This window comes from Paraburkholderia phenazinium (assembly GCF_900141745.1).
Taxonomy (GTDB): Bacteria; Pseudomonadota; Gammaproteobacteria; order Burkholderiales; family Burkholderiaceae; genus Paraburkholderia; species Paraburkholderia phenazinium_B.
The window spans coordinates 1,489,647-1,511,615 of the sequence record NZ_FSRM01000002.1 but is presented as its reverse complement, the minus strand read 5'-3'; the positions used below and the strand labels follow the sequence as shown (position 1 = coordinate 1,511,615).

General features: G+C 59.6%; 21 protein-coding genes. 12 read left to right on the top strand and 9 right to left on the bottom strand.

Features of this window, described 5'->3' with window-relative positions; all coding sequences use genetic code 11:
• Positions 1-109: 109 nt before the first annotated feature.
• Complete coding sequence (locus BUS06_RS26805) at positions 110-967, top strand: oxidoreductase (RefSeq protein WP_074267420.1); 858 nt, start codon at positions 110-112, stop codon at positions 965-967.
• A gap of 89 nt (positions 968-1,056) precedes the next feature.
• Entirely contained in the window at positions 1,057-1,491 is a 435-nt protein-coding gene (locus BUS06_RS26800) for a GNAT family N-acetyltransferase (protein WP_074267419.1), read from the top strand.
• A gap of 10 nt (positions 1,492-1,501) precedes the next feature.
• On the opposite strand, the gene BUS06_RS26795 is transcribed toward BUS06_RS26800, so the two are convergent.
• Positions 1,502-2,410: a LysR family transcriptional regulator gene (locus BUS06_RS26795; protein ID WP_074267418.1), complete on the bottom strand. Its 909-nt coding sequence runs from the start codon at positions 2,408-2,410 to the stop codon at positions 1,502-1,504.
• Between the two features lie 136 nt (positions 2,411-2,546).
• On the opposite strand from BUS06_RS26795, the gene BUS06_RS26790 reads away from it, so the two are divergent.
• A complete protein-coding gene (locus BUS06_RS26790; RefSeq protein WP_074267417.1) occupies positions 2,547-3,338 on the top strand; it encodes an alpha/beta fold hydrolase in 792 nt (263 codons plus the stop codon).
• 108 nt (positions 3,339-3,446) lie between these two features.
• Positions 3,447-3,956 (top strand): GNAT family N-acetyltransferase, encoded by a 510-nt coding sequence (locus BUS06_RS26785; RefSeq protein WP_074267416.1) that lies wholly within the window; start codon positions 3,447-3,449, stop codon positions 3,954-3,956.
• Between the two features lie 36 nt (positions 3,957-3,992).
• Here BUS06_RS26785 and BUS06_RS26780 read toward each other — a convergent pair whose 3' ends face one another.
• The 4 genes from BUS06_RS26780 to BUS06_RS26765 all read right to left on the bottom strand — a co-directional run bounded on the left by BUS06_RS26780 (position 3,993) and on the right by BUS06_RS26765 (position 8,220).
• Positions 3,993-5,132 carry a porin gene (locus BUS06_RS26780; RefSeq protein ID WP_074267415.1) on the bottom strand — a complete coding sequence of 380 codons (1,140 nt, stop codon included), beginning with the start codon at positions 5,130-5,132 and terminating at the stop codon, positions 3,993-3,995.
• 119 nt (positions 5,133-5,251) lie between these two features.
• A complete protein-coding gene (locus tag BUS06_RS26775; RefSeq protein WP_074267414.1) occupies positions 5,252-6,070 on the bottom strand; it encodes an ABC transporter ATP-binding protein in 819 nt (272 codons plus the stop codon).
• Positions 6,067-7,137, bottom strand: coding sequence for a FecCD family ABC transporter permease (locus tag BUS06_RS26770; RefSeq protein ID WP_074267413.1), 1,071 nt, complete (start codon positions 7,135-7,137; stop codon positions 6,067-6,069). Before BUS06_RS26770 ends, BUS06_RS26775 begins: the two co-directional genes overlap by 4 nt.
• 3 nt (positions 7,138-7,140) lie before the next feature.
• Positions 7,141-8,220, bottom strand: a complete 1,080-nt coding sequence (locus BUS06_RS26765; protein WP_254368969.1) for an ABC transporter substrate-binding protein — start codon at positions 8,218-8,220, stop codon at positions 7,141-7,143.
• A gap of 383 nt (positions 8,221-8,603) precedes the next feature.
• On the opposite strand from BUS06_RS26765, the gene BUS06_RS26760 reads away from it, so the two are divergent.
• Together BUS06_RS26760 and BUS06_RS26755 are read left to right on the top strand one after the other, a co-directional pair.
• Positions 8,604-9,317: a response regulator gene (locus BUS06_RS26760; RefSeq protein ID WP_074267412.1), complete on the top strand. Its 714-nt coding sequence runs from the start codon at positions 8,604-8,606 to the stop codon at positions 9,315-9,317.
• A gap of 26 nt (positions 9,318-9,343) precedes the next feature.
• Complete coding sequence (locus tag BUS06_RS26755) at positions 9,344-10,774, top strand: ATP-binding protein (RefSeq protein WP_083611614.1); 1,431 nt, start codon at positions 9,344-9,346, stop codon at positions 10,772-10,774.
• A gap of 33 nt (positions 10,775-10,807) precedes the next feature.
• Here the strand turns inward: BUS06_RS26755 and BUS06_RS38600 are convergent, their stop codons facing one another.
• Genes BUS06_RS38600 through BUS06_RS26745 form a run of 3 tightly spaced genes read right to left on the bottom strand, consistent with a single transcriptional unit; the run spans position 10,808 to position 13,444 of the window.
• Positions 10,808-10,933, bottom strand: coding sequence for a hypothetical protein (locus tag BUS06_RS38600; protein ID WP_302050866.1), 126 nt, complete (start codon positions 10,931-10,933; stop codon positions 10,808-10,810).
• The gene (locus BUS06_RS26750) at positions 10,927-12,618 is read right to left on the bottom strand and encodes a long-chain fatty acid--CoA ligase (protein WP_074267411.1); all 1,692 of its coding nucleotides are present in this window, start codon (positions 12,616-12,618) and stop codon (positions 10,927-10,929) included. The genes BUS06_RS38600 and BUS06_RS26750 overlap by 7 nt, the downstream gene beginning before the upstream one ends.
• Positions 12,619-12,670: 52 nt before the next feature.
• Positions 12,671-13,444, bottom strand: coding sequence for an SDR family oxidoreductase (locus BUS06_RS26745; protein ID WP_074267410.1), 774 nt, complete (start codon positions 13,442-13,444; stop codon positions 12,671-12,673).
• A gap of 295 nt (positions 13,445-13,739) precedes the next feature.
• Here BUS06_RS26745 and BUS06_RS26740 point away from each other — a divergent pair, with 295 nt between their 5' ends.
• The 5 genes from BUS06_RS26740 (at position 13,740) to tatA (ending at position 19,877) form a co-directional block, all read left to right on the top strand.
• Entirely contained in the window at positions 13,740-15,092 is a 1,353-nt protein-coding gene (locus BUS06_RS26740; protein ID WP_074269307.1) for a leucine-rich repeat-containing protein kinase family protein, read from the top strand.
• Positions 15,093-15,366: 274 nt separating this feature from the next.
• On the top strand, positions 15,367-16,542 hold the full coding sequence (locus BUS06_RS26735; RefSeq protein WP_143787659.1) for a porin: 1,176 nt from the start codon (positions 15,367-15,369) through the stop codon (positions 16,540-16,542).
• A gap of 357 nt (positions 16,543-16,899) precedes the next feature.
• Entirely contained in the window at positions 16,900-18,156 is a 1,257-nt protein-coding gene (locus BUS06_RS26730; protein WP_074267408.1) for an oxalate decarboxylase family bicupin, read from the top strand.
• Between the two features lie 145 nt (positions 18,157-18,301).
• Positions 18,302-19,606, top strand: a complete 1,305-nt coding sequence (locus BUS06_RS26725) for an Nramp family divalent metal transporter (protein ID WP_074267407.1) — start codon at positions 18,302-18,304, stop codon at positions 19,604-19,606.
• Positions 19,607-19,625: 19 nt separating this feature from the next.
• A complete protein-coding gene (gene tatA / locus BUS06_RS26720) occupies positions 19,626-19,877 on the top strand; it encodes a Sec-independent protein translocase subunit TatA (RefSeq protein ID WP_074267406.1) in 252 nt (83 codons plus the stop codon).
• A gap of 73 nt (positions 19,878-19,950) precedes the next feature.
• On the opposite strand, the gene BUS06_RS26715 is transcribed toward tatA, so the two are convergent.
• Complete coding sequence (locus tag BUS06_RS26715; RefSeq protein ID WP_083611785.1) at positions 19,951-20,877, bottom strand: LysR family transcriptional regulator; 927 nt, start codon at positions 20,875-20,877, stop codon at positions 19,951-19,953.
• A 446-nt stretch (positions 20,878-21,323) separates the two neighbouring features.
• Between BUS06_RS26715 and BUS06_RS26710 the strand changes: the two genes are divergently transcribed.
• Positions 21,324-21,965 (top strand): response regulator transcription factor, encoded by a 642-nt coding sequence (locus BUS06_RS26710; protein WP_254368968.1) that lies wholly within the window; start codon positions 21,324-21,326, stop codon positions 21,963-21,965.
• Positions 21,966-21,969: the final 4 nt, after the last annotated feature.

Sequence of the window (21,969 nt, the reverse complement as noted above, 5' to 3'; positions counted from 1 at the left end):
CAAATTTTAGTTGATTATGAGTCTAGCAATTGACGGCTAGTTTGTGTCAATCGTGACGCCTACCATGGCATCACCTCATCCGAGGCCACCCATCCGTAGGAGAGACATCATGGCAAGTACCCAGCAAGGCGATTTCAAGCGCGTATGGTTCATTACCGGTGCGTCGCGCGGTATCGGCGCGCTGATCGCCGAAGCAGCGCTCGCGGACGGCAACGCCGTCGTGGCGGCGGGACGCAACGTCGCGGCCATCGTCGAGCGGTTGGGCGAATCGGCCGCCTTGCTGCCGGTGGCGCTGGACGTGACGGATGAGACGCAGGCCCGAGCGGCGGTACGACAGGCGGTGGAGAAATTCGGCCGCGTCGACGTGCTGGTCAATAACGCCGGCTTCGGCCTGCTGGGCGCAGTAGAAGAGTCTGCTGACAAGGACGTCCGCCGGATGTACGACACCAACGTATTCGGCCTGCTGAACGTGACGCGCGCGGTACTGCCGACGCTGCGCGCCCAGCGCTCGGGCCATGTGATCAATATTTCGTCGATTGGCGGTTACCGCGGCTCGGCGGGATTCGGCGTGTATTCGTCGACGAAGTTCGCTGTCGAAGGCATTACCGAAGCGCTGCATGCCGAATTGAAACCGCTCGGGATTCACGCGACGGTCGTCGAGCCCGGCTATTTCCGCACGGACTTTCTGGATGGGTCCTCGCTGGTCGTCGCGCCTGAGGTGATTGCCGACTATGACGCGAGCGCAGGCGCCGTGCGCCGCAAAGCCCAGGAGATGAATCACAACCAGCCGGGCGATCCGAACAAGCTGGCGGCTGCGATGATCAAACTCGTTGATGCACCTACGCCACCGCTGCGTCTTCCGCTTGGTACTGACACGCTTGCTGCTATCGCTGCGAAGAACGCTTATGTTACGCAGGAAACGGAGACGTGGAAGGCGTTGTCGGCATCGACGGACTTTGCTGCTTGAGTCGGGAAAAAACAGGAGCGCGGCGATTCGACATCCGCGCCTGAATCGTCGACAATCAACCCCGATCCAGGGCCATCGGGGAAAGTGACATGAGCATTCGGGACGCGCGATCGAGCGATGCGAAAGAAATTTGCATCTTGAGTTGCCAGTTCGGCTGGACTGCTTCCGAGGAAGACATCAAGACGCGGCTTGAGGTCATATTGCCCAGATCGGATCACAAGATTCTTGTCTATGAAAATGATGCCGGAGAAGTCCTTGGATGGATTCATGCTCGCGTCGACATCATCGTCTCCAGTGGAAACTATGGAGAGATTTTGGCTTTCGTGGTGCGTGAGGGTTCGAGAGGCGTCGGCACTGGCCGCGAACTCCTTTCAAGCGCCGAGCATTGGATCAAAAGCCACGAATACAACGCTACATCGATTGTCATACGCTGCAACAACGAGCGAAAGCGCACCCACGAGTTTTATACGCGCAACGGCTATAGCATTACGATGATTGGCCTTAGAAAGCAGATCGGCAACTGAGCCAGCCCGCCTAAAACTGGTCCCATGACGGCTGTTCTCCATAAGCCTCAGCCAGGTAATCCATGAATCGCCTCGCCTTCGAAGGCACATAGCGCGCAGTCGGATAAACCGCGTGGATCGTCAATTCGGGCGCCTTATATCCGGGCAAGAGTTCCACCAGTCGCTTCGTGCGGATATGCGGTCCAAACACGAACGTAGGCCCATACGCAATGCCGATACCTGCCAGCGTCGACGCCAGCAGCATCTGCATGTTGTTCGCCTGCATCCGGTACGGCCCGTCGATCGCATGTTGGCGGCCTGCTTCATCTATCAGTGCCCACTCAGGTATCGACACCGCCTCGTTGAAGGCCAGACGAGGCGCGTCACGCAGATCTTCGGGCGTTTTCGGCACACCCTCACGTTCGAGAAACGCAGGTGCCGCGCACAGGACCATCCTGCACGGCGCAAGACGCCGCGCGACCAGCTGCGAATCGGGCAACCGGCCGATGCGGATCGCGACATCGACTCCATCGTTCTGCAGATCAACGTAGCGATCATCAAGCGAAACCTCGATGTTCACCTGCGGATGGTTCTCGAGGTAACGCGCCACCACGTCGCCCATATGCAGTTCGCCAAAAGTAACCGGCGCGGCCACGCGCAACGTGCCGCGTGCAGTGCTGTGGGCATCGCTCGCCTCGCTGTTGGCGTCGTCGAGTTCTTCGAGTATCCGCTTGCAGCGCACGTAATAACTACGTCCGGCATCCGTGAGGCTAAGGCTGCGCGTACTTCGCTGCAGCAACCGGACGTTCAGATCGGCCTCGAGCGCGCTCAGATACTTTCCTGCCATGGAGGCCGACAGTCCAAAGCGTCTGCCGGCTGCCACCAGGCTGCCCTCGTCCACCGCGGCAACGAATACCCCAATGCTCGCAAAACGGTCCATGGCTCGCTCATTCGATAGTTTTACGACAGGTTGATGATAAGAAATACCGGATTATCTCGCCAAGCGATCCAATCTACTATGGATTCACGGTCCGGAAACGGAAATCGAATCGCGTGAACATCAGAGGAGCGGCGCCATGAAAATCGCATCAAACGGCATTCATATCGAGGTCAACGATCAGGGCAGCGGCACACCCGCTATTGTCTTTCTGCATTACTGGGGCGGCTCGTCACGCACCTGGAACGACGTGATTGCCGCGCTGCCGAACTCATACCGGACAGTCGCGCTCGATCACCGCGGCTGGGGAAACTCGGACGCTCCGGCTAACGGCTACGCACTCGCTGATTTCGCCGATGACGCACAAGGGGTAATCGGGTCGCTGAATCTGGGCAAGTTTGTGCTGGTAGGTCATTCGATGGGCGGCAAGATCGCACAATTACTGGCGGCGCGCCGTCCCGAAGGACTGGCGGGATTGGTGATGGTCGCGCCCTCCCCGCCGGTTCCACTTGTGCTTCCCGCTGAAACGCGAGCGCAGATGGAAGTGGCCTACGAATCGCGCGCGTCGGTCGAGATGTCGATCGACCACATGCTCACGGCGAAGACGCTAAGCCCGAAGCATCGTGAGCAGGTGATTGAAGACAGTTTGCGTGGTGCCCCGCAGGCCAAAGCAGCGTGGCCGCTCCATGCGAGCCATGAAGACATTACACGCGAGGTTGCGACGATCAATGCCCCTGCGATCGTTATCGCTGGCGAACTGGATCGGGTGGACAGCGTGGAAACGCTTCAGACGAAACTGCTTCCCTATATTCCACATGCTCGCATGCATGTCGTGCCAGGCACCGGCCACTTGTCGCCGCTCGAATCTCCGGTTGAGGTCGCCAGGCTTGTCAAGAATTTCGTCGGGTCCCTTGAATTGACGACCTCGTAAGCGAAGCAATGTTTGAAATGCGCGGGGAAAGCCGCGTTGGCACTACCTTCCCCGCGTACTCGGCTATAAAATGACGCTCCCCTGCAAAAGCCCTCTCCGCGGAGCAACATGACTAACGTACGACTCAGCCGCGCTACCCCGGCCGACGCAGCCGATCTGATCGCCGCCAACGTTGCGAGCCAGGCTCACCATTTGCCATGGGTTACATCCTTCACCGATCAGGCCGGTTTCGACACCTGGTTTGCGCGTAGCCTCACCGGACCCAACGTTGGCCTGGTCGCGCGTGAAGCAGCGTCGCATCAGGTAGTGGGCATCATCAATCTCAACGAGATCGTCATGGGCGCTTTCCGGAGCGCCTATCTCGGCTACTATGGAATGCTTAGCTTCGCCCGCACGGGCCTGATGACCGAGGCGCTCCGCGCGGCCGCATGCTATGCGTTCAACGATCTTGGTTTGCACAGGCTGGAGGCCAACATTCAGCCGGACAATCTCGCATCGATTGCGCTAGTGCGCCGCGTGGGTTTCAAGCAGGAAGGCTTCTCGCCGCGCTATCTTCGCATCAACGGGGAATGGCGCGACCACGAACGCTGGGCACTGCTTGCCGACACGGCGGACTAAGCAATGCCCCACACAGGGCGCCGTCGCGCGGACCTTTTAGAACCGGTGGCGCATCCCCACTCCCACCACAATCTGCTCATCGGTCGAAGACATCGCCTGACCGCTTACATCGGCCGTTAATCCCGAGCCGTCGCTGTCGATATGCTGATAGCTGGCCTGCAAATACAGGTCCGTACGCTTGGACAGAAAATAATCGGTCATCACCGATACCTCATGCCACTTCGGATGATGCTCGCCGCTCGCCGTAGAGAGCGCCGCGTCCGTGTAGGTGTATTCGCCGATCAGCTTGAGCGCCGGGCTTAGTGTGTAACTCGCATTCACTTCATAGTTGTTAAAGCTCGCACCCTGACCATTCTGCGTGAGGCCGAGGCTATTGGCCCCGTTGATCGTATCCAGGCCACCCAGTTGCGTGCGGGTCCAGACGAAGCCGAACCTTGCTGCTCCGAGCGCATAGTTTGCCCCTGCGCCATAAGTACGCTGCTGCGCGGCTATAAACGTCCGATCAGTCAAGGTTATCGCGCCGCCGGTGTTGCTACCGCCACCGTTGTTCGCCTGCAAATAACCCGCACCGAGACTCAACGGACCCGCGTCATAGGCCGCGCCGAAGCTGTACAAACGATTGTCGTCGAAGCCGCCAGCCTCATCCGAAAACCCATACAGTGCTCCAAAGCGCAGCCCCTCGTATGAGTTGCTGGCGAACTTCACCGAGTTATTCACGCGAAACGAGTTATTCAGGTTGTCGTTATCGAACGGATGTGCAGACAGATTGTTGCCGCCAGGATGCACACCGGTGAAGCTGAGCGGGGCGAGATAGTCCACCACCGAGTCGTACTGGCGTCCCAACGTGACCGTGCCGAAGCGGTTGTTCGACAGCCCCGCAAGCGCCTGATAGCCAAACTCGCGACCGCCTTGCCGAGCCGTTCCATTCATTACGCTGAAGCCGTTCTCAAGCTGGAAAATCGCCCGTGTGCCGCCGCCGAGATCTTCGCGCCCGACGAAGCCCCAGTGGCTGCCGGTCACATCACCGCTGCCTGCTTGCCAGGCAGAATGCCCATTCTGATTGCTGGCATACAAGAGCCCAGCATCGATCACCCCATAAAGCGTCACGCTCGATTGTGCTTGCGCCCCGCAGGCGTACCCCGCCGCGCATACGGCAATAACAAGAGTCTTCTTCATTTGTGTCCTGAAGTTTTGATTTGACCGCTCGTGCGCACGCCGACGCGACGCCCCTTCCGAGAGCGTGCGTCGATGCGTTGCCGAAGCGGCGTGGTTTGGGGGCTGGCTGGGCCGTGTGGCTAACGGCTGGCGATGCCCGTCTGAACGGCGAGTCCGTCGATCAGAACCTGATGGTGGCCGCGCGAGCATGGCTCGATACGCGCGGCGACACCGAATACCTGGCTGAGCGTCGCAGGCGTGACGACTTCGGAGGGAGGTCCGAAGCGCACGATGCGCCCCTCGTGCAGCAGCATCGCGCACTCGCACGCGCGCATCGCTGCGTTAATGTCGTGCAGCACCACTACGGTGACGATGCGGCTCTCACGCGTGACCTCGCGCAGTACCTGCATCACGTGAAACTGGTGGTTGAGATCGAGTGCCGAAAGCGGCTCGTCGAGCAACAACACTTGCGGGTCGCGCACCAATGCCTGAGCAATGCCGACGAGTTGGCGCTGCCCGCCCGACAACTCGTCGAGCGAACGCGCAGCGAGGTTCTCGATGCCGAGCCTGCGCAGAACGCTGTGGGCGTGCGCTAGATCGTCCCCATGCTGGGACCGTCCCAGAGAACCGGCATATCCGCGCGTGGCGCGGCACGCCACCAATACGGACTCCAAAACTTGCAGGCGCACTCCGGCGGGCAACGCCTGCGGCAGATATACGACGCTATGCGAACGGGCACTGGCCGCCGACAACGCGAGCGCCTCGCCATCGAGCGACAGCGAGCCGGCGTGAACGCGCGTAAGCCCGGCTAAAGCCCGCAATAGCGTGGACTTGCCACTGCCATTGGGTCCCAGCAGTGCAGTGATCTGGCCACGAGGCAGCGGTCCGGCCTCGAGCGCAGTGAGCACCTGACGCTTGTCGTAGCGCACGCTGAGATTGTGGATGTAAAGGCCACTCATCCCAGTTGCCCCTGCGAGCGCACCACAATGCCGAGAAACAGCGGAATGCCGACCAGCGCCGTGACAATGCCCACCGGAATCAGCACACCGGGGATGATCAGCTTCGAGGCGATGGATGCAAGCGAAAGCGTCAATGCGCCGATCAACATGCTGCCGGGCAGATAAAAGCGATGATCCTCGCCGAACAGGGTGCGCGCAATGTGCGGCGCAATCAGCCCCACGAAGCCGATCGTACCGACGAACGACACCGCGAGTGCGGACAGCACCGATACGCGCAGCAGCGTCGACAGGCGCAAGCGCCGCACGTCGATACCGAAGCTGGCCGCGCGGTCTTCGCCAAGACGTAGCGCAGTCAACGTCCAGGCGTTGCGCATCGACAGTGGCAACGCCAGCGCCAACGCGACCGCCAGCACTGAAATCTTGGGCCAGTCCGCGCGCGCCAGCGAACCGAGCGTCCAGAACACGAGACCCTGGAGCGCATCGGCCGAGGCCACGAATTGCATCAACGAGACGAGCGCGTGAAACGCGAACACGAGGGCAATGCCGAGCAGCACGACACCTGCCGTGTTCATACCGCGCCAGCGCGCCACCAAATCGAGCATCAACGCGGAAAGCAGTGCAAAAATGAATGCATTCGCGGAAACGATCCAGGTTTGCGATACGCCAGGAATCGCGATATCCAGCACGATCGCCAGAGATGCGCCGAACGCAGCCGCAGCCGATACGCCCAGGGTGTAGGGGCTTGCGAGCGGATTGTTGAGGATCGTCTGCATCTCCGCACCCGACAACCCCAGCGATGCGCCCACCAGCAGCGCCATCACCGCGTAGGGCAGGCGAATCTGCCAGACGATCACGCTGGTCGCCGGATCAGCCGAGGCCCGTTCGAAAACCGTGTGCAGCAGCGCCATCAACGGCAAGCCGGAGGGCCCGGTGCGCAGGTCGAACAGCAGCGAGCACGCAATCAGCGCGGTGACAGCCAAGAGCCACATGACGCGTCGATGCGTGAGGCGCCGGTAATGCCGCAGGCTGATGTCCTGCGGCATGGTCTGGTGCGGAAGCGTCGCCATGCATTAGCCGCCAGTTGAATGCGACGCAACCGTAGATGCGGCGCCCTTCACTCCGTCCACCCAGTACGCGCCATCAGGCGGCACAGCGAGGAAGCGGCGATACAGTTCGGCCTGCGTAGCATTCACGTCGAGGTCCTTGAACTGCTGCGGATAAAACCACTTCGCAAACGCCTCGATCGCCACGATGTTGTACGGCGAATCGTAGTAGTTGTGTGAGATGCCATGCACGTCGCCGTCGTGAATCGCCTTGATCGTATCGAAGCCCGGCCGTGCGACGAGCGTCGCGAGGCTCGCTTGCGCATCGCGCTCGCTCGTCAGTGCGCCGACCCGCAACGACGCGAGGCCTGGCTTGGTGCGGCTGCCAGTGGCGATATACACATCGGGTCGTGCCGCGATGATCTGCTCCATGCTGATGTCGCCGAGCACGCCGGGCAACAGGCCCGCCGCGATGTTGCGTCCGCCTGCGGCCTGGATGAACTCGCCAAAGTTGCCGTTGCCGGCGGTATGGCAGCAACCAGCATCCCACGCGCCAGCTAACAGGTCGATAAAGACCGTCGGCCGCTGCTGCAGTGGAATCTGTTTCACCACGGCCTGCACGCGCGCCAGGTGCTGCTGATAGAACTGCGCATACGCATTCGCCTCCGGCTCGCGGTGCATCACCTTGCCGAGCAGTTCGATACTGGGCAGGGTGTTCTGCATCGGATGCAAACGGAAGTCGACGAATACGACCGTCGTACCGGTCGCCTCGAGTTGCTTGACGAGCGCGTTATAACGGCTCGGGCCGTGACCCGCGAGACTGAAAATGGCGAGATCGGGCTTGAGGCTCAGCGCCTTCTCATCGCTGACGCTGTCTTCTGTTGCCTTGCCGATCAGCGGAACCTGCCTGATGCCCGGAAATTGCTCGGCGTAGGCGTCGAAGGTCTGCGGATCCATGGTCGGCAGATCGCCTTGCCATCCGACGATACGCTCCAACGGCTGTTTGCCTTCCAGCAGTGCGACCGCCATCAGCAAGCGGCTTTCGCCAAGCAGGATGCGGTGCGGGTTCGCTGGGATGCGGATCGTGCGGCCGGCAAGGTCTGTCACAGTCTGCGCGGGCGCCGGGCTTGATATTCCGGGGGCCGGCATTGTTCCGGGGGCCGGCCTTTCTCCGGTTGGGGTCGTCGCAGCATGCGCTGCTCCACCGGCCCCGAGCATGGCGAAACCAACCGCCGCGCACGCCACCATGGCGCGCGCGACCGGGCCAAGGAAGTGAGCCCGTGACTGAAACCGGAAAATCGACATGGTATAGTTCTTGAATGAGAATGATTGCCATTTGCGGACTCCACTTTAGCGGTGCAATGTAATGGCGATGTGTTGAAACAAGGCTGTTTTGTAATGGAATGTGTTGGCGCGGACGCGATCGCGGTGATTGCGTCGTAGATGCGCAGATGTGTAGATGCCCCGCGCCCCGCAAACAAGAACTCACGATGGACCACATACTCGTTGTCGACGACGACCCCAACATTCGCCAACTGCTGCAGGACTACCTGCGCAGCATGGGCTATGGAGCGACCGCCGTCGAAAACGGCGTGCAGATGAAGCAGGTCATCAACACGTCGCACGTCGATCTCGTCGTACTCGATCTGATGCTCGAAGGCGAGGACGGCCTCGATATCACGCGCGATCTGCGGCGCGAACGCGGCGTACCGGTCATTATTCTGAGCGCACGAGGCGGCCTGCTTGACCGCATCCTCGGGCTAGAGATGGGCGCCGACGACTACTTGCCGAAGCCCTTCGACCCGCGCGAACTGGTTGCCAAGATCAAGGTGGTGCTACGCCGCACGCGCAGCGTGCCTGGCGAACGGCTCGCGGATTCGTCAGCGTTCGTAAGCTTCGCGGGATGGAAGCTCGACACTCGCATGAAGCAGATGTGCTCGCCCGACGGCATGATCGTCTCGCTCGGCGGCTCCGACTATCGCGCACTGCGCACGCTGCTCGATCATCCGAACCGGCCGCTCTCGCGCGAGTTTCTGCTCGACCGCGTGTTCGGCAAGGAACGCACGCCGCTCGACCGGTCGATCGACGTATGCATCAGCCGTCTGCGTCAACACCTCAAGGACTCGGCGCGCGGCACCGGACTGATCCGCACCGTGCGTAACGAGGGCTATATGCTTGCGGCCGATGTCACACATGAAGCCTGAAGCGCCTCGATGAGCCACTCACACCGATGAAACTGCGCCTTTGGCCCGATACACTGTACGGACGGCTTGTACTGATTCTGGTGATCGGCATGTTCGCGGGGCAACTCTTCACCAGCACGATCTGGTTCGAGACACATGACAACCGCACGCTTGAAATTCCCGCGCGTCTGTTTGCCAGCCGGCTCGCGGATACCGTGCGTCTGCTTCAGAACGCCCCGGACGACAGCTCGCGTGATGCGATTGCCAGGCAACTCGGCGATCAACGCTACCGCTTGCAATGGATCGACGCGCCCGCTGCCGTACCGCTTGACGGGTCGCTCGCACAGCACGCCGTTAGCGACCTGATAGCGGGCGTGATCCGCCGTCGTCTCGGTGAAGCCATCGAAGTACATCTGCTTGACGTTCAGTTGCGCGACGATAGGGGCCGCCATAACGGCATCCTCGGCCTGTTCAATTCGCGCATGCCGTCGGGCGATTTTCATCTGCAATTGAAACTGCCGCAGGGTCAGTGGCTCGACGTGCACGCCAACGAAGGACAGGCCGGCATGCAGACCGAGCCTGGCTCGCTGGTGCTCGACTACCTCTTGCGGATCTATCTGGTGCGTCTCACGGCCGTGTTGTTGCTCGCGCTCGTGGCCGTGCGCTTTGCAGTCAAACCGCTAAAGGAACTGGCGAAGGCCGCCGAGGCGTTGGGCCGCAACATCTACCGTCCGCCACTGCCGGTAACGGGTCCGCTGGAGGTGCGAACCGCGGCGCAATCGTTCAACGCGATGCAGGAGCAGCTCACCCGTAGTCTCGCGGAACGCACGCGCTTTTTGACTGCTGTATCGCACGATCTTCGTTCGCCGCTGACAAGGCTGCGGCTGCGCACCGAGATGCTCCCCGACACCGAAGCGCGCGAGCGCTTGCGCGGCGATCTCGATGAGATGGAAGCCATGGTCGGCGCGACGCTCGATGCCGTGCAAGGCGTGGAGATTACCGAAGAGCGTCACGAGATCGAGATCAATTCGATGCTGGAAGGCCTGGCAGAGGATGCCCGCGAGGCGGGTCATGAAGTCAGTATCGAAGGTCGTGCGACGCGTCCTTTGTCCGGGTATCCGCGCAATCTGAAACGCTGTTTGCAGAACCTGCTCGACAATGCGATCCGCTATGGCGATAGCGCGAAGATCAGCGTAAGCGACGATGACACCGTCTTGTCCATCGCCATCAGCGACGAAGGCCCCGGCATCGCCGACGAGGCCTTGCTCGAGCGCGTGTTCGAGCCGTACTTCCGCGTGTCGGCGTCGCGTAGCGGGGCAAGCGGCGGAACAGGACTCGGACTGACGATCGCACGCAGCGTTGCGGCCGCACATGGTGGCACACTGACGCTGCGCAACGGCGCGGTTAAAGGACTCGTGGCGACGCTAAGACTGCCGCGAGACGGCCACACGCATGAACTGTCGTGGCGCATCGGCTGAAGCGGCAGGACGCTGCGCCTTGTTGGCCCTTCTCTAAAGATCGTACCCGGGATTCCGCCGCGCGAGCCGGTAGGCGGCGGCGAGATCGAGACGAACCTGCCACTCCTCCGGTGAAACCAGATGACGGACATCAGAAATTTCGAGTGCGGTGTTCAACATGCTTTTCCTCCTGCCGCTCGCGCGGCGTGTTCTTCCTGCAGTTTGCGCCACAGGATCTTGCCGCTGCCGGATTTGGGTAACGACGTCACGAACTCGACAAACCGCGGCGCCTTGTACGACGCCATCTGCTCATGCGCCCAGTCGATGATGTCGCTCTCAGTCAGTTTTCCTGCATAACCGGCGGCGGGCACGACCAGCGCCTTTACCGTTTCGCCACGCCGCTCGTCCTGCACGCCGATCACGCACACCTCATGAATGCCCGGATGCCGGTACATCAGCGCTTCCACCTCGGCCGGCCAGACCTTGTAGCCGGATGCGTTGATCATGCGCTTGAGGCGATCGGTCATGAAGAAATAACCGTCTTCATCGATATGCCCCAGATCGCCAGTACGCAGAAAACGTTTGCCATCGAGCTCGACAAACGCCTCAGCCGTCCCCTTGGGATTGCGCCAGTAACCCTGCATGATCTGCGGCCCGTTGACGACGATTTCGCCGGTTTCGCCCCGCGCCACTTCCTGCAGCGTGGCCGGATCGATCACCCGCGAATCGAGATCGAATACAGGAACGCCAAGGCACTGCGGTTTGGGACGATGAGGCGGGTTGATATGCGTCCCGGCGATCGTCTCCGACATGCCGTAGCCTTCTACATAGTCGAGGCCGGTCAGTGTCTTGAGCTTGCGCGCAATCGCCTCCGGCATGGCGGCGCCACCGCCGCGCGTACCGCTCAGGCTGGAAATATCGTATTCAGCAAGCTTCGGATTGGACAAAAAGTCGACCATCATCGTCGAGATGGATTGCCACGCGGTAACGCGATAGCGCTGCATGCACTGAGCCGCTGCGTCGCGATCCCAGCGCGGCAATATGACGATGGTTGCGCCTGCATACAACGGACCGTTCATGCCGCCCTGCATGCCGGTGACATGAAACATCGGCAATACCGACAGATGAACGCTGTCTTGCGATCCCCCAAACCACACGCAACCACCCACCGACGTACTCATCACACTGCGATGCGTGTGCATGCAACCTTTCGGCTTGCCCGTGGTGCCGGACGTGTATGGCATCACGCACAGATCGTCTGGGCCGGCAGTGAGTGGCCCTGGAGCCAGGCGACGCTCAAGCACCGTGTTCCATGCGGTGACACCGTGACGTTCGATGGATTTTCGCGGCGCAGTGACGAACTCTGGAGGCGTAATGGGCAACGGCTGTTTCAGGTAGTCGCTATAAGTCGCGACGATTGCATATTTCAGGCCCTGCCCTGGCGCCTCGCCCAGCAAGGGCTCGATCTGTGGATACAGGCATTGCGGGACGATGGCGGTCGTCGCGCCGCTGTCCTCCACGTAATGCCGTAACTCGTCCGTCAGGTTCATCGGATTGACTGGCACAACCACCGCGTTCGCTCGCAGGATGCCGTAGTAGGCAAGCACCCATTGCGGACTGTTCTGCATGTAGAGCAGAACCCGGTCGCCAGCCTTTACTTCGCACTCCTGTTGCAGGAAACCCGCGATCCGTTCGGTTTCATCTTTGAACTCCGCAAACGTAACCGGTGTATCGTAGAAGATGATGAACGGCTTATCCGGAAAGCGGGTTGCCGCGACCTCGGCGTTATAGAACAGGCTGGTTTCCGGCAAGCTCAGGTGCAGTGGCACGCCAGTCGGCCAGTGCGCGTGATGAAGCGTATTCATGGTATCTGCTGCCCTCATGTTCTTGTATGCGTCTGCCTGTCTGCGCTCGTCGTCAGACGATGCTTGAGCCGCCATCTACCGCCAGATGCTGGCCAGTAATATGGCGCGACGCCTCGCTCGCGAGAAACACCACCGAACCCTTCAGATCTTCCTCGCCGCCGAGCCGGTGCAGCGGCGATTGCGCAATGACGGCTTCGCTCATGGTGGCGAGCAGCCCCGCCGACATCTTCGAGGGGAAAAAGCCCGGACAGATGGCGTTGACGTTAATGTTGTGCCGGCCCCATTCGGACGCCAGCGCTCGCGTGAAGTTGATCGCCGCGGCCTTCGAGGTGTTATAGGCAATCGTGTTCATGCCGGCTGGCGCGCCCTTCAGGCCAGCTATCGAGGCAATGTTGATGATCTTGCCGGAGCGGCGAGGAATCATGCTGCGCTTGCCGACTTCGCGTGCGAGAAAGAATGGCGCATTGATGTTCAGGTTCATGACCTTGTGCCACGCCTCGTCAGGATAGTCCTCTGCAGGAGCGCCCCACGTTGCGCCGGCATTGTTGACGAGAATGTCTATGTGGTCGTAGACCCCTAGCACCTCGCTGACAAGATCGGGAATCCTGTCGAATTTCGCAAGGTCGTTGACGATGGTATGGACTTCGATGCCGAGCCCTTCGAGATGCGCTTTCGCCTCTGCCAGTTCGTCGGCCTTGCGCGCGGTGATCGCCACGCGGCAGCCCATTTCTCCCAGCGCCTCGGCCATCTGCAAACCGAGCCCGCGCGAGCCGCCGGTAATCAGCGCCACCTTGCCTTCCAGTTGAAACAGGTCTTTCACATGCATCAGGCGTCTCCTTGATATAGATGGGCTTCCGCGAAGCAGACGAGTCCGTTTTTTCAGTCCATCATACGTGTGAGCATTCGCTGTGTAAATAAAAGCATGACCGTTCAATTTATGCATAAACCGTCGGCCCTGCCTCTGTCATCGGGACTTACCCGGCTGTCGAGCCGATCGCATACCGATAGATGAGCGAATAACCGCGCGTACGTTGCGCCGCACCACCAGGAGGCCCTTGCCGGTAAAATCGCTCCTTACGAAATCAAAACTTACCGGTGCGCTCCACGCACAGCCCATCACAGTGACAACGACTCTCGACCAATTGCTTGCGGGACAACTGACCGGTACGCAACGCCTGAAACTGGCCTGCGGGTTCCACGAATTTCCGCGCGAAATTCTGGATCTGGCGGACACACTGGAAATTCTCGATCTCGCCGGCAACGCGCTCTCGTCGCTACCTGATGATCTACCCCGCCTGAAAAAACTGCGCATCATCTTCTGCTCGGACAATCAGTTCACCGAGCTGCCCGAGGTACTCGGCCGGTGCGAGCAGTTAAGCATGGTGGGCTTCAAGGCAAACCGCATCCATACGGTGTCGGGCCGATCGTTGCCACCCGCACTCCGTTGGTTGATCTTGACGGACAACGAAATCGAAACGCTTCCGCCTGAAATCGGCAACTGCTCACAGCTGCAGAAGCTGATGCTGGCCGGGAACCGCTTGCAGACATTGCCAACGGAATTGACCGCATGTACCCGTCTCGAACTGATCCGGCTCGCGGCGAACCGGCTTACGGAATTGCCAGCCGCGTTGCTCAAACTGCCTCGGCTCTCGTGGCTGGCGTATGCCGGCAATCCGTTTACCGCGAAACTGGAAGCCGCAGCATTGACAGAAACGCCGATCGCGGACGTGCACTGGGATGCGCTGGAATTGCATCATCAACTCGGCGAAGGCGCCTCGGGTGTCATTCATCGCGCAGCGCATCGCAAACACGAAAAAGACGCTCGCCATGTGGCCGTCAAGCTCTTTAAGGGCGACGTGACCAGCGATGGCTTGCCCCACTGCGAAATGGCGGCTTGCATCAACGCAGGCGCTCATCCCAATCTGATTCCGGTGCTCGGCAAGCTCAAAGAGCATCCAGCGGGGAGCGATGGCCTCGTCATGGAGTTGATCGATCCGCAATTCAGGAACCTGGCTGGTCCGCCCAGCCTCGATTCGTGTACGCGCGATATTTACAGCAACGACACCCGCTTCGATTTCCCCTCGGCGTTAAGCATTGCATGCGGCATTGCTTCAGCAGCCCGTCATCTGCATCGGCGAGGCATCATGCATGGCGATCTTTATGCCCACAACATTCTGCATTGCGGTCAGGGAAGAGCCTTATTGGGCGACTTCGGCGCCGCGTCGTTCTATGCGCGAGACGACGGGACACTAGCTCCTTTGCTCGAGCGCATCGAAGTGCGGGCGTTTGGCTGTCTGCTTGAAGAGTTGACCGAGCGAATCGATGAACGTGAAGCGGAGCCGGACACTCTCGCTGCCTTGTTAAGGCTGCAGGCCGCATGTTTTAGCACAACGGTGGCCGCAAGACCGTCGTTTGAGGAGATCGTGGAAGGGCTTTCAGCATTAAGCGGCTCGCAAGGGAGCCTTGGCGCTTAGCCACCGCAGGGCGCTGCGACAGCGCGTAATAAAACCGTCAGGATCTAACTGTGCTCCTCGCCAAGTCCGGCGACTGTACCGGTTCCAGCGGCAGTCGTGCCGCTAAGATGTCGCCTCGACGAGAGGTATATCGCTTCAGCTGCGAATCAAGGTGCGATCTGCCGCACTTTATTTTTTCTCCTCGTTATATACGCAGCGATATCACGATCTGTCCGACCCCATAGATCGCGACGTCTCCCCACACGCAATCACGACAAACGAAATGATCATCAACATGAGAAAGTCGCTACTCACAGCGGCGTTGTTACTCTCCTGGGCAGGAACAAGCTATGCACAAAGCAGTGTCACCCTCTACGGCATCGTCGATACCGCACTGATCTATGCAAACAACCAGACAACCGGCGGCGCAGGCGCACCCGGTCACAGCGGCATCGAAATGGACAGTGGCGGCATCAGCGGAACACGCTGGGGCCTGAGGGGTTCGGAAGATCTGGGCGGCGGCCTTTCCGCCGTCTTCCTGCTGGAAGATGGCTTCTCCAGCGCCAACGGAAAGCTCAGCAACACGGGCGACCTGTTTGGCCGCCAGGCGTATGTCGGCCTGAGCTCGAACACCTACGGCACGATTACAGCGGGACGGCAGTATAGTTTTATGTCCCAATACCTCTCCGCGCTGAGCGCCGAAGGTCTCGGCTGGGCCGGCAATCTTGCTGATCACCCGTTCGACAACGACGACATGATCCGGCATCAAAGCATCCAGAACTCCGTAAGATATGAAAGCCCGACGTATCGCGGTCTGACCGTAGGCACGATGTATGGCTTCTCGAATGAGGCCGGCGAGTTTTCGAACGATCGCGCCTATAGCATGGGCGCCAAATACGACAACGGACCGGTCTCTCTCGTCGCCAGCTATCTCCAGATCAATCGTTCGGCCGGCGCTGCTAACGTCAACACGAGCGGCGCTGTCACCAACGACGATAGCGACGCCGTCATCACCGGCGGAAGTCAGCAGATCTGGGGGCTCGGTGGAAAATACGACTTCGGTCCGGCATCCATTGGACTGGTGTGGACCCATTCGTCAACCAACGACGTGACGAGTGTCTATCAAGGCGGCAACCTCGCGCCCTTGGTGGGCAGCCTGCTTCGCTTTAACAACTTCGAAATCAACGGCCGCTATTTCGTCACCCACGCTTTGGCGCTTTCCGCATCCTATACGTACACTGATGGACGTTTCGACTCGTCGACCGAAAGCCTTAGCCCCAAATGGCACGAGGCGATCGTACAGGCCGACTACCAGTTTAGCCGTCGCACCGATGTCTACCTGGAGAGTCTCTACCAGACGGTGAGCGGCGGCGGTGGCAATCCGGCATTCAATGCTTCGATGTTCAATGTGACACCATCCGCAAACAATCGTCAGTTACTGTTTGTAGCAGGCTTCCGTCACCGGTTCTAAAGCAGGTCTGTGCAGCAACGGAAACTAAAAAACTATTAATCCACCGTTCGCGGAAGTTAACTGCCAGACACTTGCGAAATTCCGCAGGTCCAAGACCCAGAAACGATAACGCCCAGGTTATCGTTTCGTTCCAAAAGTTTTACTGTCGCATCTTCAAACACCCCACTACTATCGCCTCCAAGGAGAGATTGACGTAACGCGTTGCTCTCCGGCCGTCGTTTTCCAGATGTAATCTCGCTGTAAATCAGAAACCTGTTTTGTTGAATGACGACACATTTCAATCGATTTCCTTTTATATAGGAATACGAAATTGTGGCGGTATATTTTTTCAAGTTAAACCACAGAAGGTAAAGAAACATGACTGACCTGTCGCGACGCAAAGTTCTGGTTGGCGCTGCTGCCTCGGCTGCAGCGCTCGGTGTAGCCGCCACTGCTAAAGCCGCGTCGTTCGGCAACCCCGATCGACCGCCCGAAGGCCAAATCAACGCAAAGAGCCCGACGAGCCTGAACGATCCCGGTCCGCAAAATCCGACACTGGCCGGACAGTTCCCGTCGTTCCAGAATCCGCCGGCTACCGATATCAACGGCATGCCGCTTTTCTGGGCCTCGTTCAACAATGCCCACAAGCGCTACCAGAACGGCGGTTGGGCTCGCGAGGTCACGCAGGACGACTTCGCCATTTCGGAAGATATTTCGGGCGTCAACATGCGCCTCGCCGCCAACGGCATCCGCGAGATGCACTGGCACCAGCAAGCCGAATGGGCCATCATGCTCGACGGCAAGTGCCGGATTACAGTTCTCGACGAACAAGGCCGTCCGCAAGTGGCCGATGTGAAAACCGGTGACCTCTGGTACTTCCCGCCCGGCCTTCCGCACTCGCTGCAAGGTCTGGGACCGACGGGCGCCGAATTCCTGCTCGCGTTCGACAACGGCCGCGCATCCGAATTCAACACGCTGCTGCTGACCGACTGGATTGCCCACACGCCGCCAGAGGTGCTTGCCGCCAACTTCAACGTTCCTGCGGACGCATTCAAGAACATTCCGGTCGACAATCTCTGGATCTTCCAGGGTGAAGACCCGGGTCCACTGGACGCCGCACAACGAGCGGTGGCTTCCCCGCTAGGCCTGCCTGCTCACCCGTTCATCTTCTCGCTCAGCGATATGCCGCCGACGAAGCTGACCAAGGGCGGCATGGTACAGATCGCCGACAGTCGCAATTTCAATGCATCCACCACGGTCGCCGCGGCCCTGGTCACGATCAAGCCGGGCGGCATGCGTGAACTGCACTGGCATCCGAACGCAGACGAATGGCAGTACTACATTAAAGGCGAAGCACGCATGACCGTGTTCGACACGGGTCCTAAGGCCGCCACTGCCGATTTCCGTGCCGGCGACATCGGCTATGTGAAGAAGAGCCTCGGCCACTATGTGCAGAACACGGGCAACACCGACCTGATCTTCCTTGAGATCTTCAAGGCTGACCACTTCGCCGAAGTGTCGCTGTCCGACTGGCTGACGCACACCCCGCCGAAGATGGTCATGGAGCATCTGAATATCACCGCCGAGACGCTTGCACGGTTCCCCAACAACCGCCCTGACGTATTGCCGATTTAACGGCTGCAACAGAAGTCGTACCAAGTTGCCGCCCGGGACATAAACGGTCCCGGGCGGCGCAAAAGGACGGGCATAGGCGGGTAGGCGACCGACGTCGCGCTCCATTAGCCGTTGCGTTCAATTCCGGTGGGTCAAGGTTAAGACGATGCTTCCATTTCTCAAGATACTCCAGCCGAGCGGTGCACCACTGTCCGGCGCGACACAGCAAACCGAGCTAGCCGTGCGCGATGTGCTGAACGGACGTCGTAAAGGTGTACGCGCTTTTCTGCCGTTCGTTGGCCCCGCCGTCATTGCGTCGGTCGGCTACATGGATCCGGGTAACTTTGCGACCAATATCCAGGCGGGTTCGTCGTGCGGGTATGAGTTATTGTGGGTCGTCGTCGTGGCGAGCGTGGTCGCCATGCTGTTCCAGGCCATGTCGGCCAAACTGGGCATCGTCACAGGGCGAAATCTCGCGGAACTGTGCCGCGAGCAATTCCCGAAACCCGTTGTGAAGGCAATGTGGTACGGCTCGGAGATCGCCGCGATGGCGACCGACATTGCCGAATTTCTCGGTGGCGCCCTGGGCGTCTCACTGCTGTTTCACGTGTCACTGCTCTGCGGCCTGGTCGTCACCGCTGTAGTGACGATGGCTATCCTGCTGCTCGACCGGGGAGGCTTTCGCCCACTCGAACTGGTCATCGCCACCCTGGTCGCCGTAATTGGGCTCAGCTACGTCTGCGAACTCTTCATTGCTCCGCCCGACTGGCACGCAACGATAATCGGCAGCATCGTGCCGCGGCTGCACGGAAGCAATGCGATCACGCTTGCCGTCGGTATCATCGGTGCAACCATCATGCCGCACACGTTGTTTTTGCATTCTGGCCTGACACAAAACAGGACTCCTGCGCGTAATGACGAGGAACGCCGCCGGCTGGTGTGGTTCTCTAACCGCGAGGTCCTCATTGCGCTCGGCATTGCAGGTTTCGTCAATCTGGCGATGGTGATGATGTCGGCGGCGGTGTTCCCGCGTTCCGCGGACGGCATCTCGGACATCAGCGTGGCGTATCACTCGCTGATTCCCCTGCTTGGCGTCGGCGCCGCCGCGGTATTCCTGATCTCGTTGATGGCATCAGGCATGTCGAGTTCGGTAGTAGGCACGATGGCGGGTCAGGTCATCATGCAGGGCTTCGTCGACTTCAAGATTCCTGTCTGGACGCGCCGCATCGTCACCATGGTGCCGGCCTTTGTAATTGGCCTGCATTTCAATGTGGTCAACGCAATGGTCATCAGCCAGGTCGCTCTCAGCTTCTTTCTGCCGATCCCGCTCGTCGCACTCGTGGTCCTTTCGTCACGCCGCAGCGTAATGGGCAAATTCACGGCCGGCAAATCTACGATCCTCGTCGCAGCGCTGGCCACCATTCTGATCGTCGCGCTGAATCTCGACTTGCTGAAGCAGGCATTGTCTTAAGGTCAATCAAGGAAACATCATGGGCTCACTAAGCATCTGGCATTGGCTAATCGTTGCGTTGATCGTCTCGCTCGTATTCGGAACGAAGAAGCTTCGCACAGTAGGCGGCGATCTCGGCACGGCGATTCGCGGCTTCAAGGACGCCGTGAACACAGAAACATCAGCCGACGCACCGACACCGGCCGCGACCACGGCGAGCACAGGAACATCATCTGCGGTCGCGGAGAACGTGACGCGCGTCACGCCATTGTCCTCACAGGAAATGCGATGAGTAGGGTTGCTCCTAAGCGCTGTAGATCGACACGGCCCGCAAAGCTATCGTTAGACGTTCGCAAAGACCGAGCTTAGTGGTGGTCGACGGCAGTCGTTATTTCATTGGTCTGCATCTCCCCCTCCTTGCTCAAAAACGTTTTGAAGGCTTGAGCGACGGGTGCGAGTTGCTTGTCCAGGCGGTGTACCACGTGCCACTTTTGCACTACCGGAAAGCCCGCGACGTCGAGTACCGCCAGCATGCCTGCCCGCAATTCGAGCGTAACCGTATGAGCGGAAAGGAAGCTGACGCCCATTCCCGACATCACCGCTTGCTTGATCGCTTCCGTGTTGCGGATTTCCATCGGCTCGCTCAACTGCACTTGACCGTCGAAACACTGTTGCATTGCATTCCACGTGTCCGAACCTTTCTCGCGAACGATAAACCGCTCGCTACGCAGATCGGACAGGCGGATGTTTTCTTTGCCAACCAGTGGATGACGCGGCGAAGCGACAATCAGAAACGCGTGCGGCGCGAACGGCGTACTAACGAATTTATGATCCGCGGGCGCGCCTACCATGATGGCGAGATCGATTCGATTCTCTTCCAGACGTCCAAGCAGCGCGTCGTGATTTTCCACGGTCAGATCCAGCTCGACCGCTTTGTTTCGTGCCGAGAATTCCGCCAGCAATCGCGGAAGAAAATACCCGCCGGTACTGATCACACCAATGCTAAGACTGCCTCCCGAGAGGCTTCTCATCTTTGCCAAGGTTTCCTCAGCTTCACGGAAACAATGAATGATCGCGCGGCTATGGCGGAGCATTTCCTGACCAGCGGGTGTGAGGTAGATTTTTTTTCCAAGCTGCTCAAACAGCGATACGCCTGCATGTTCCTCAAGATGCTTGATCTGCGTCGAGACCGCCGGCGGCGACAGATTCAACTCGTTCGCCGCCCGGGAAAAACTCAGGCGGCGTGCGACAGTTTCAAAGGTCTTGAGTTGACGCAAAGTGGCATTCTTCACAGTGACCTGCACAAGGTTGAGGGTTTTACCGGGGATGCAGCGGTCTGCCGCGCGTCCCCCAGACAGGACGCACGGAGACGGCCTTAGATTAAACCGGCCCCGGAGCTAACGGGTATGACGTCAACATTGCAAGATTTTCATCTCGCATGCGATGCCGCGCGATTGCGCAAGCAACTCATACCTGCCAAAACCGAATTAAAACCCAAATCGACTCACCCCATCAGTTACACCTGTAACACAGCCCGTCTCGCATGCAATAGACCGGCAATCGGGGCCAGCGAAACTGTTACTCGACACCACTTGCAGCAGGCACACGCTTATGCAGCGAATTCTCAGCGCGGACTATGACCGGATCATCGGCAAGGTTCTCCGGGACACAGACCTCGAGTGAGTCCCGAACCATGCGCATACTTTTCGTTTCTCCACGGCATCCGGAGGCCAGCTGGTTGTATAAAGCCTTGCACGAAAGTACCCACAGCCTGTGCCGCACCCACGACGTGGTTCAGGGCGTGCGGCGGGCCATGCTGGAGTCGTTCGACGCGGTGATCCTGATGATCAACGACCCGGGCGTCTACTCTGAACTGGACTCGGCGCTAGCGAGGCTCTCGGCCGCTGCTCGTACTGCGATCCAGATCGTCATTCTCACAGGGGCCACCGCTCAGGGGCGAACCGCAGCGTTACGCGCTGGCGCCGACGCCTGTTTTGCCCGGCCGTTCTCGTTCATCGAAATGCATGAACGTCTGCAGGCACTACACCGGGCCGCCCTGACACGCTCGCGTGGCGAACAGCAGGCCGTGATGCCGCTCCGGCTTGATTCCATGACGCGTGAACTGGTGAGTGGGGAGCGCCGCCTGCTCCTGACAAAGACCGAATACCTGTTACTCGAATGTCTGATGCGACAGGTCAATGTCCCCGTCCCTCACGAGCAGTTGATACGCTATGCGTGGCCCGGCAAAGACATCGTCACTTCCAGCAGTGTCAGTCCGTTAATCTGGCGATTGAGGTCCAAGCTGAAGACGCATGTGCCGCTGGTTCATATCAACACGGTGAACTGCTATGGCTATCAGCTAAGCGTCTTGCCGGGCTGAGGCG

Excerpts from the sequence above, each read along its gene's own strand:
- BUS06_RS26780 (WP_074267415.1), bottom strand. The coding sequence starts at position 5,132 with ATGAAGAAGACTCTTGTTATTGCCGTATGCGCGGCGGGGTACGCCTGC.
- BUS06_RS26770 (WP_074267413.1), bottom strand. The coding sequence starts at position 7,137 with ATGGCGACGCTTCCGCACCAGACCATGCCGCAGGACATCAGCCTGCGG.
- BUS06_RS26785 (WP_074267416.1), top strand. The coding sequence starts at position 3,447 with ATGACTAACGTACGACTCAGCCGCGCTACCCCGGCCGACGCAGCCGAT.
- BUS06_RS26755 (WP_083611614.1), top strand. The coding sequence starts at position 9,344 with ATGAAACTGCGCCTTTGGCCCGATACACTGTACGGACGGCTTGTACTG.
- tatA (WP_074267406.1), top strand. The coding sequence starts at position 19,626 with ATGGGCTCACTAAGCATCTGGCATTGGCTAATCGTTGCGTTGATCGTC.
- BUS06_RS26750 (WP_074267411.1), bottom strand. The coding sequence starts at position 12,618 with ATGAATACGCTTCATCACGCGCACTGGCCGACTGGCGTGCCACTGCAC.
- BUS06_RS26725 (WP_074267407.1), top strand. The coding sequence starts at position 18,302 with ATGCTTCCATTTCTCAAGATACTCCAGCCGAGCGGTGCACCACTGTCC.
- BUS06_RS26760 (WP_074267412.1), top strand. The coding sequence starts at position 8,604 with ATGGACCACATACTCGTTGTCGACGACGACCCCAACATTCGCCAACTG.
- BUS06_RS26745 (WP_074267410.1), bottom strand. The coding sequence starts at position 13,444 with ATGCATGTGAAAGACCTGTTTCAACTGGAAGGCAAGGTGGCGCTGATT.
- BUS06_RS38600 (WP_302050866.1), bottom strand. The coding sequence starts at position 10,933 with ATGTTGAACACCGCACTCGAAATTTCTGATGTCCGTCATCTGGTTTCA.
- BUS06_RS26795 (WP_074267418.1), bottom strand. The coding sequence starts at position 2,410 with ATGGACCGTTTTGCGAGCATTGGGGTATTCGTTGCCGCGGTGGACGAG.
- BUS06_RS26735 (WP_143787659.1), top strand. The coding sequence starts at position 15,367 with ATGAGAAAGTCGCTACTCACAGCGGCGTTGTTACTCTCCTGGGCAGGA.
- BUS06_RS26790 (WP_074267417.1), top strand. The coding sequence starts at position 2,547 with ATGAAAATCGCATCAAACGGCATTCATATCGAGGTCAACGATCAGGGC.
- BUS06_RS26805 (WP_074267420.1), top strand. The coding sequence starts at position 110 with ATGGCAAGTACCCAGCAAGGCGATTTCAAGCGCGTATGGTTCATTACC.
- BUS06_RS26775 (WP_074267414.1), bottom strand. The coding sequence starts at position 6,070 with ATGAGTGGCCTTTACATCCACAATCTCAGCGTGCGCTACGACAAGCGT.
- BUS06_RS26800 (WP_074267419.1), top strand. The coding sequence starts at position 1,057 with ATGAGCATTCGGGACGCGCGATCGAGCGATGCGAAAGAAATTTGCATC.
- BUS06_RS26730 (WP_074267408.1), top strand. The coding sequence starts at position 16,900 with ATGACTGACCTGTCGCGACGCAAAGTTCTGGTTGGCGCTGCTGCCTCG.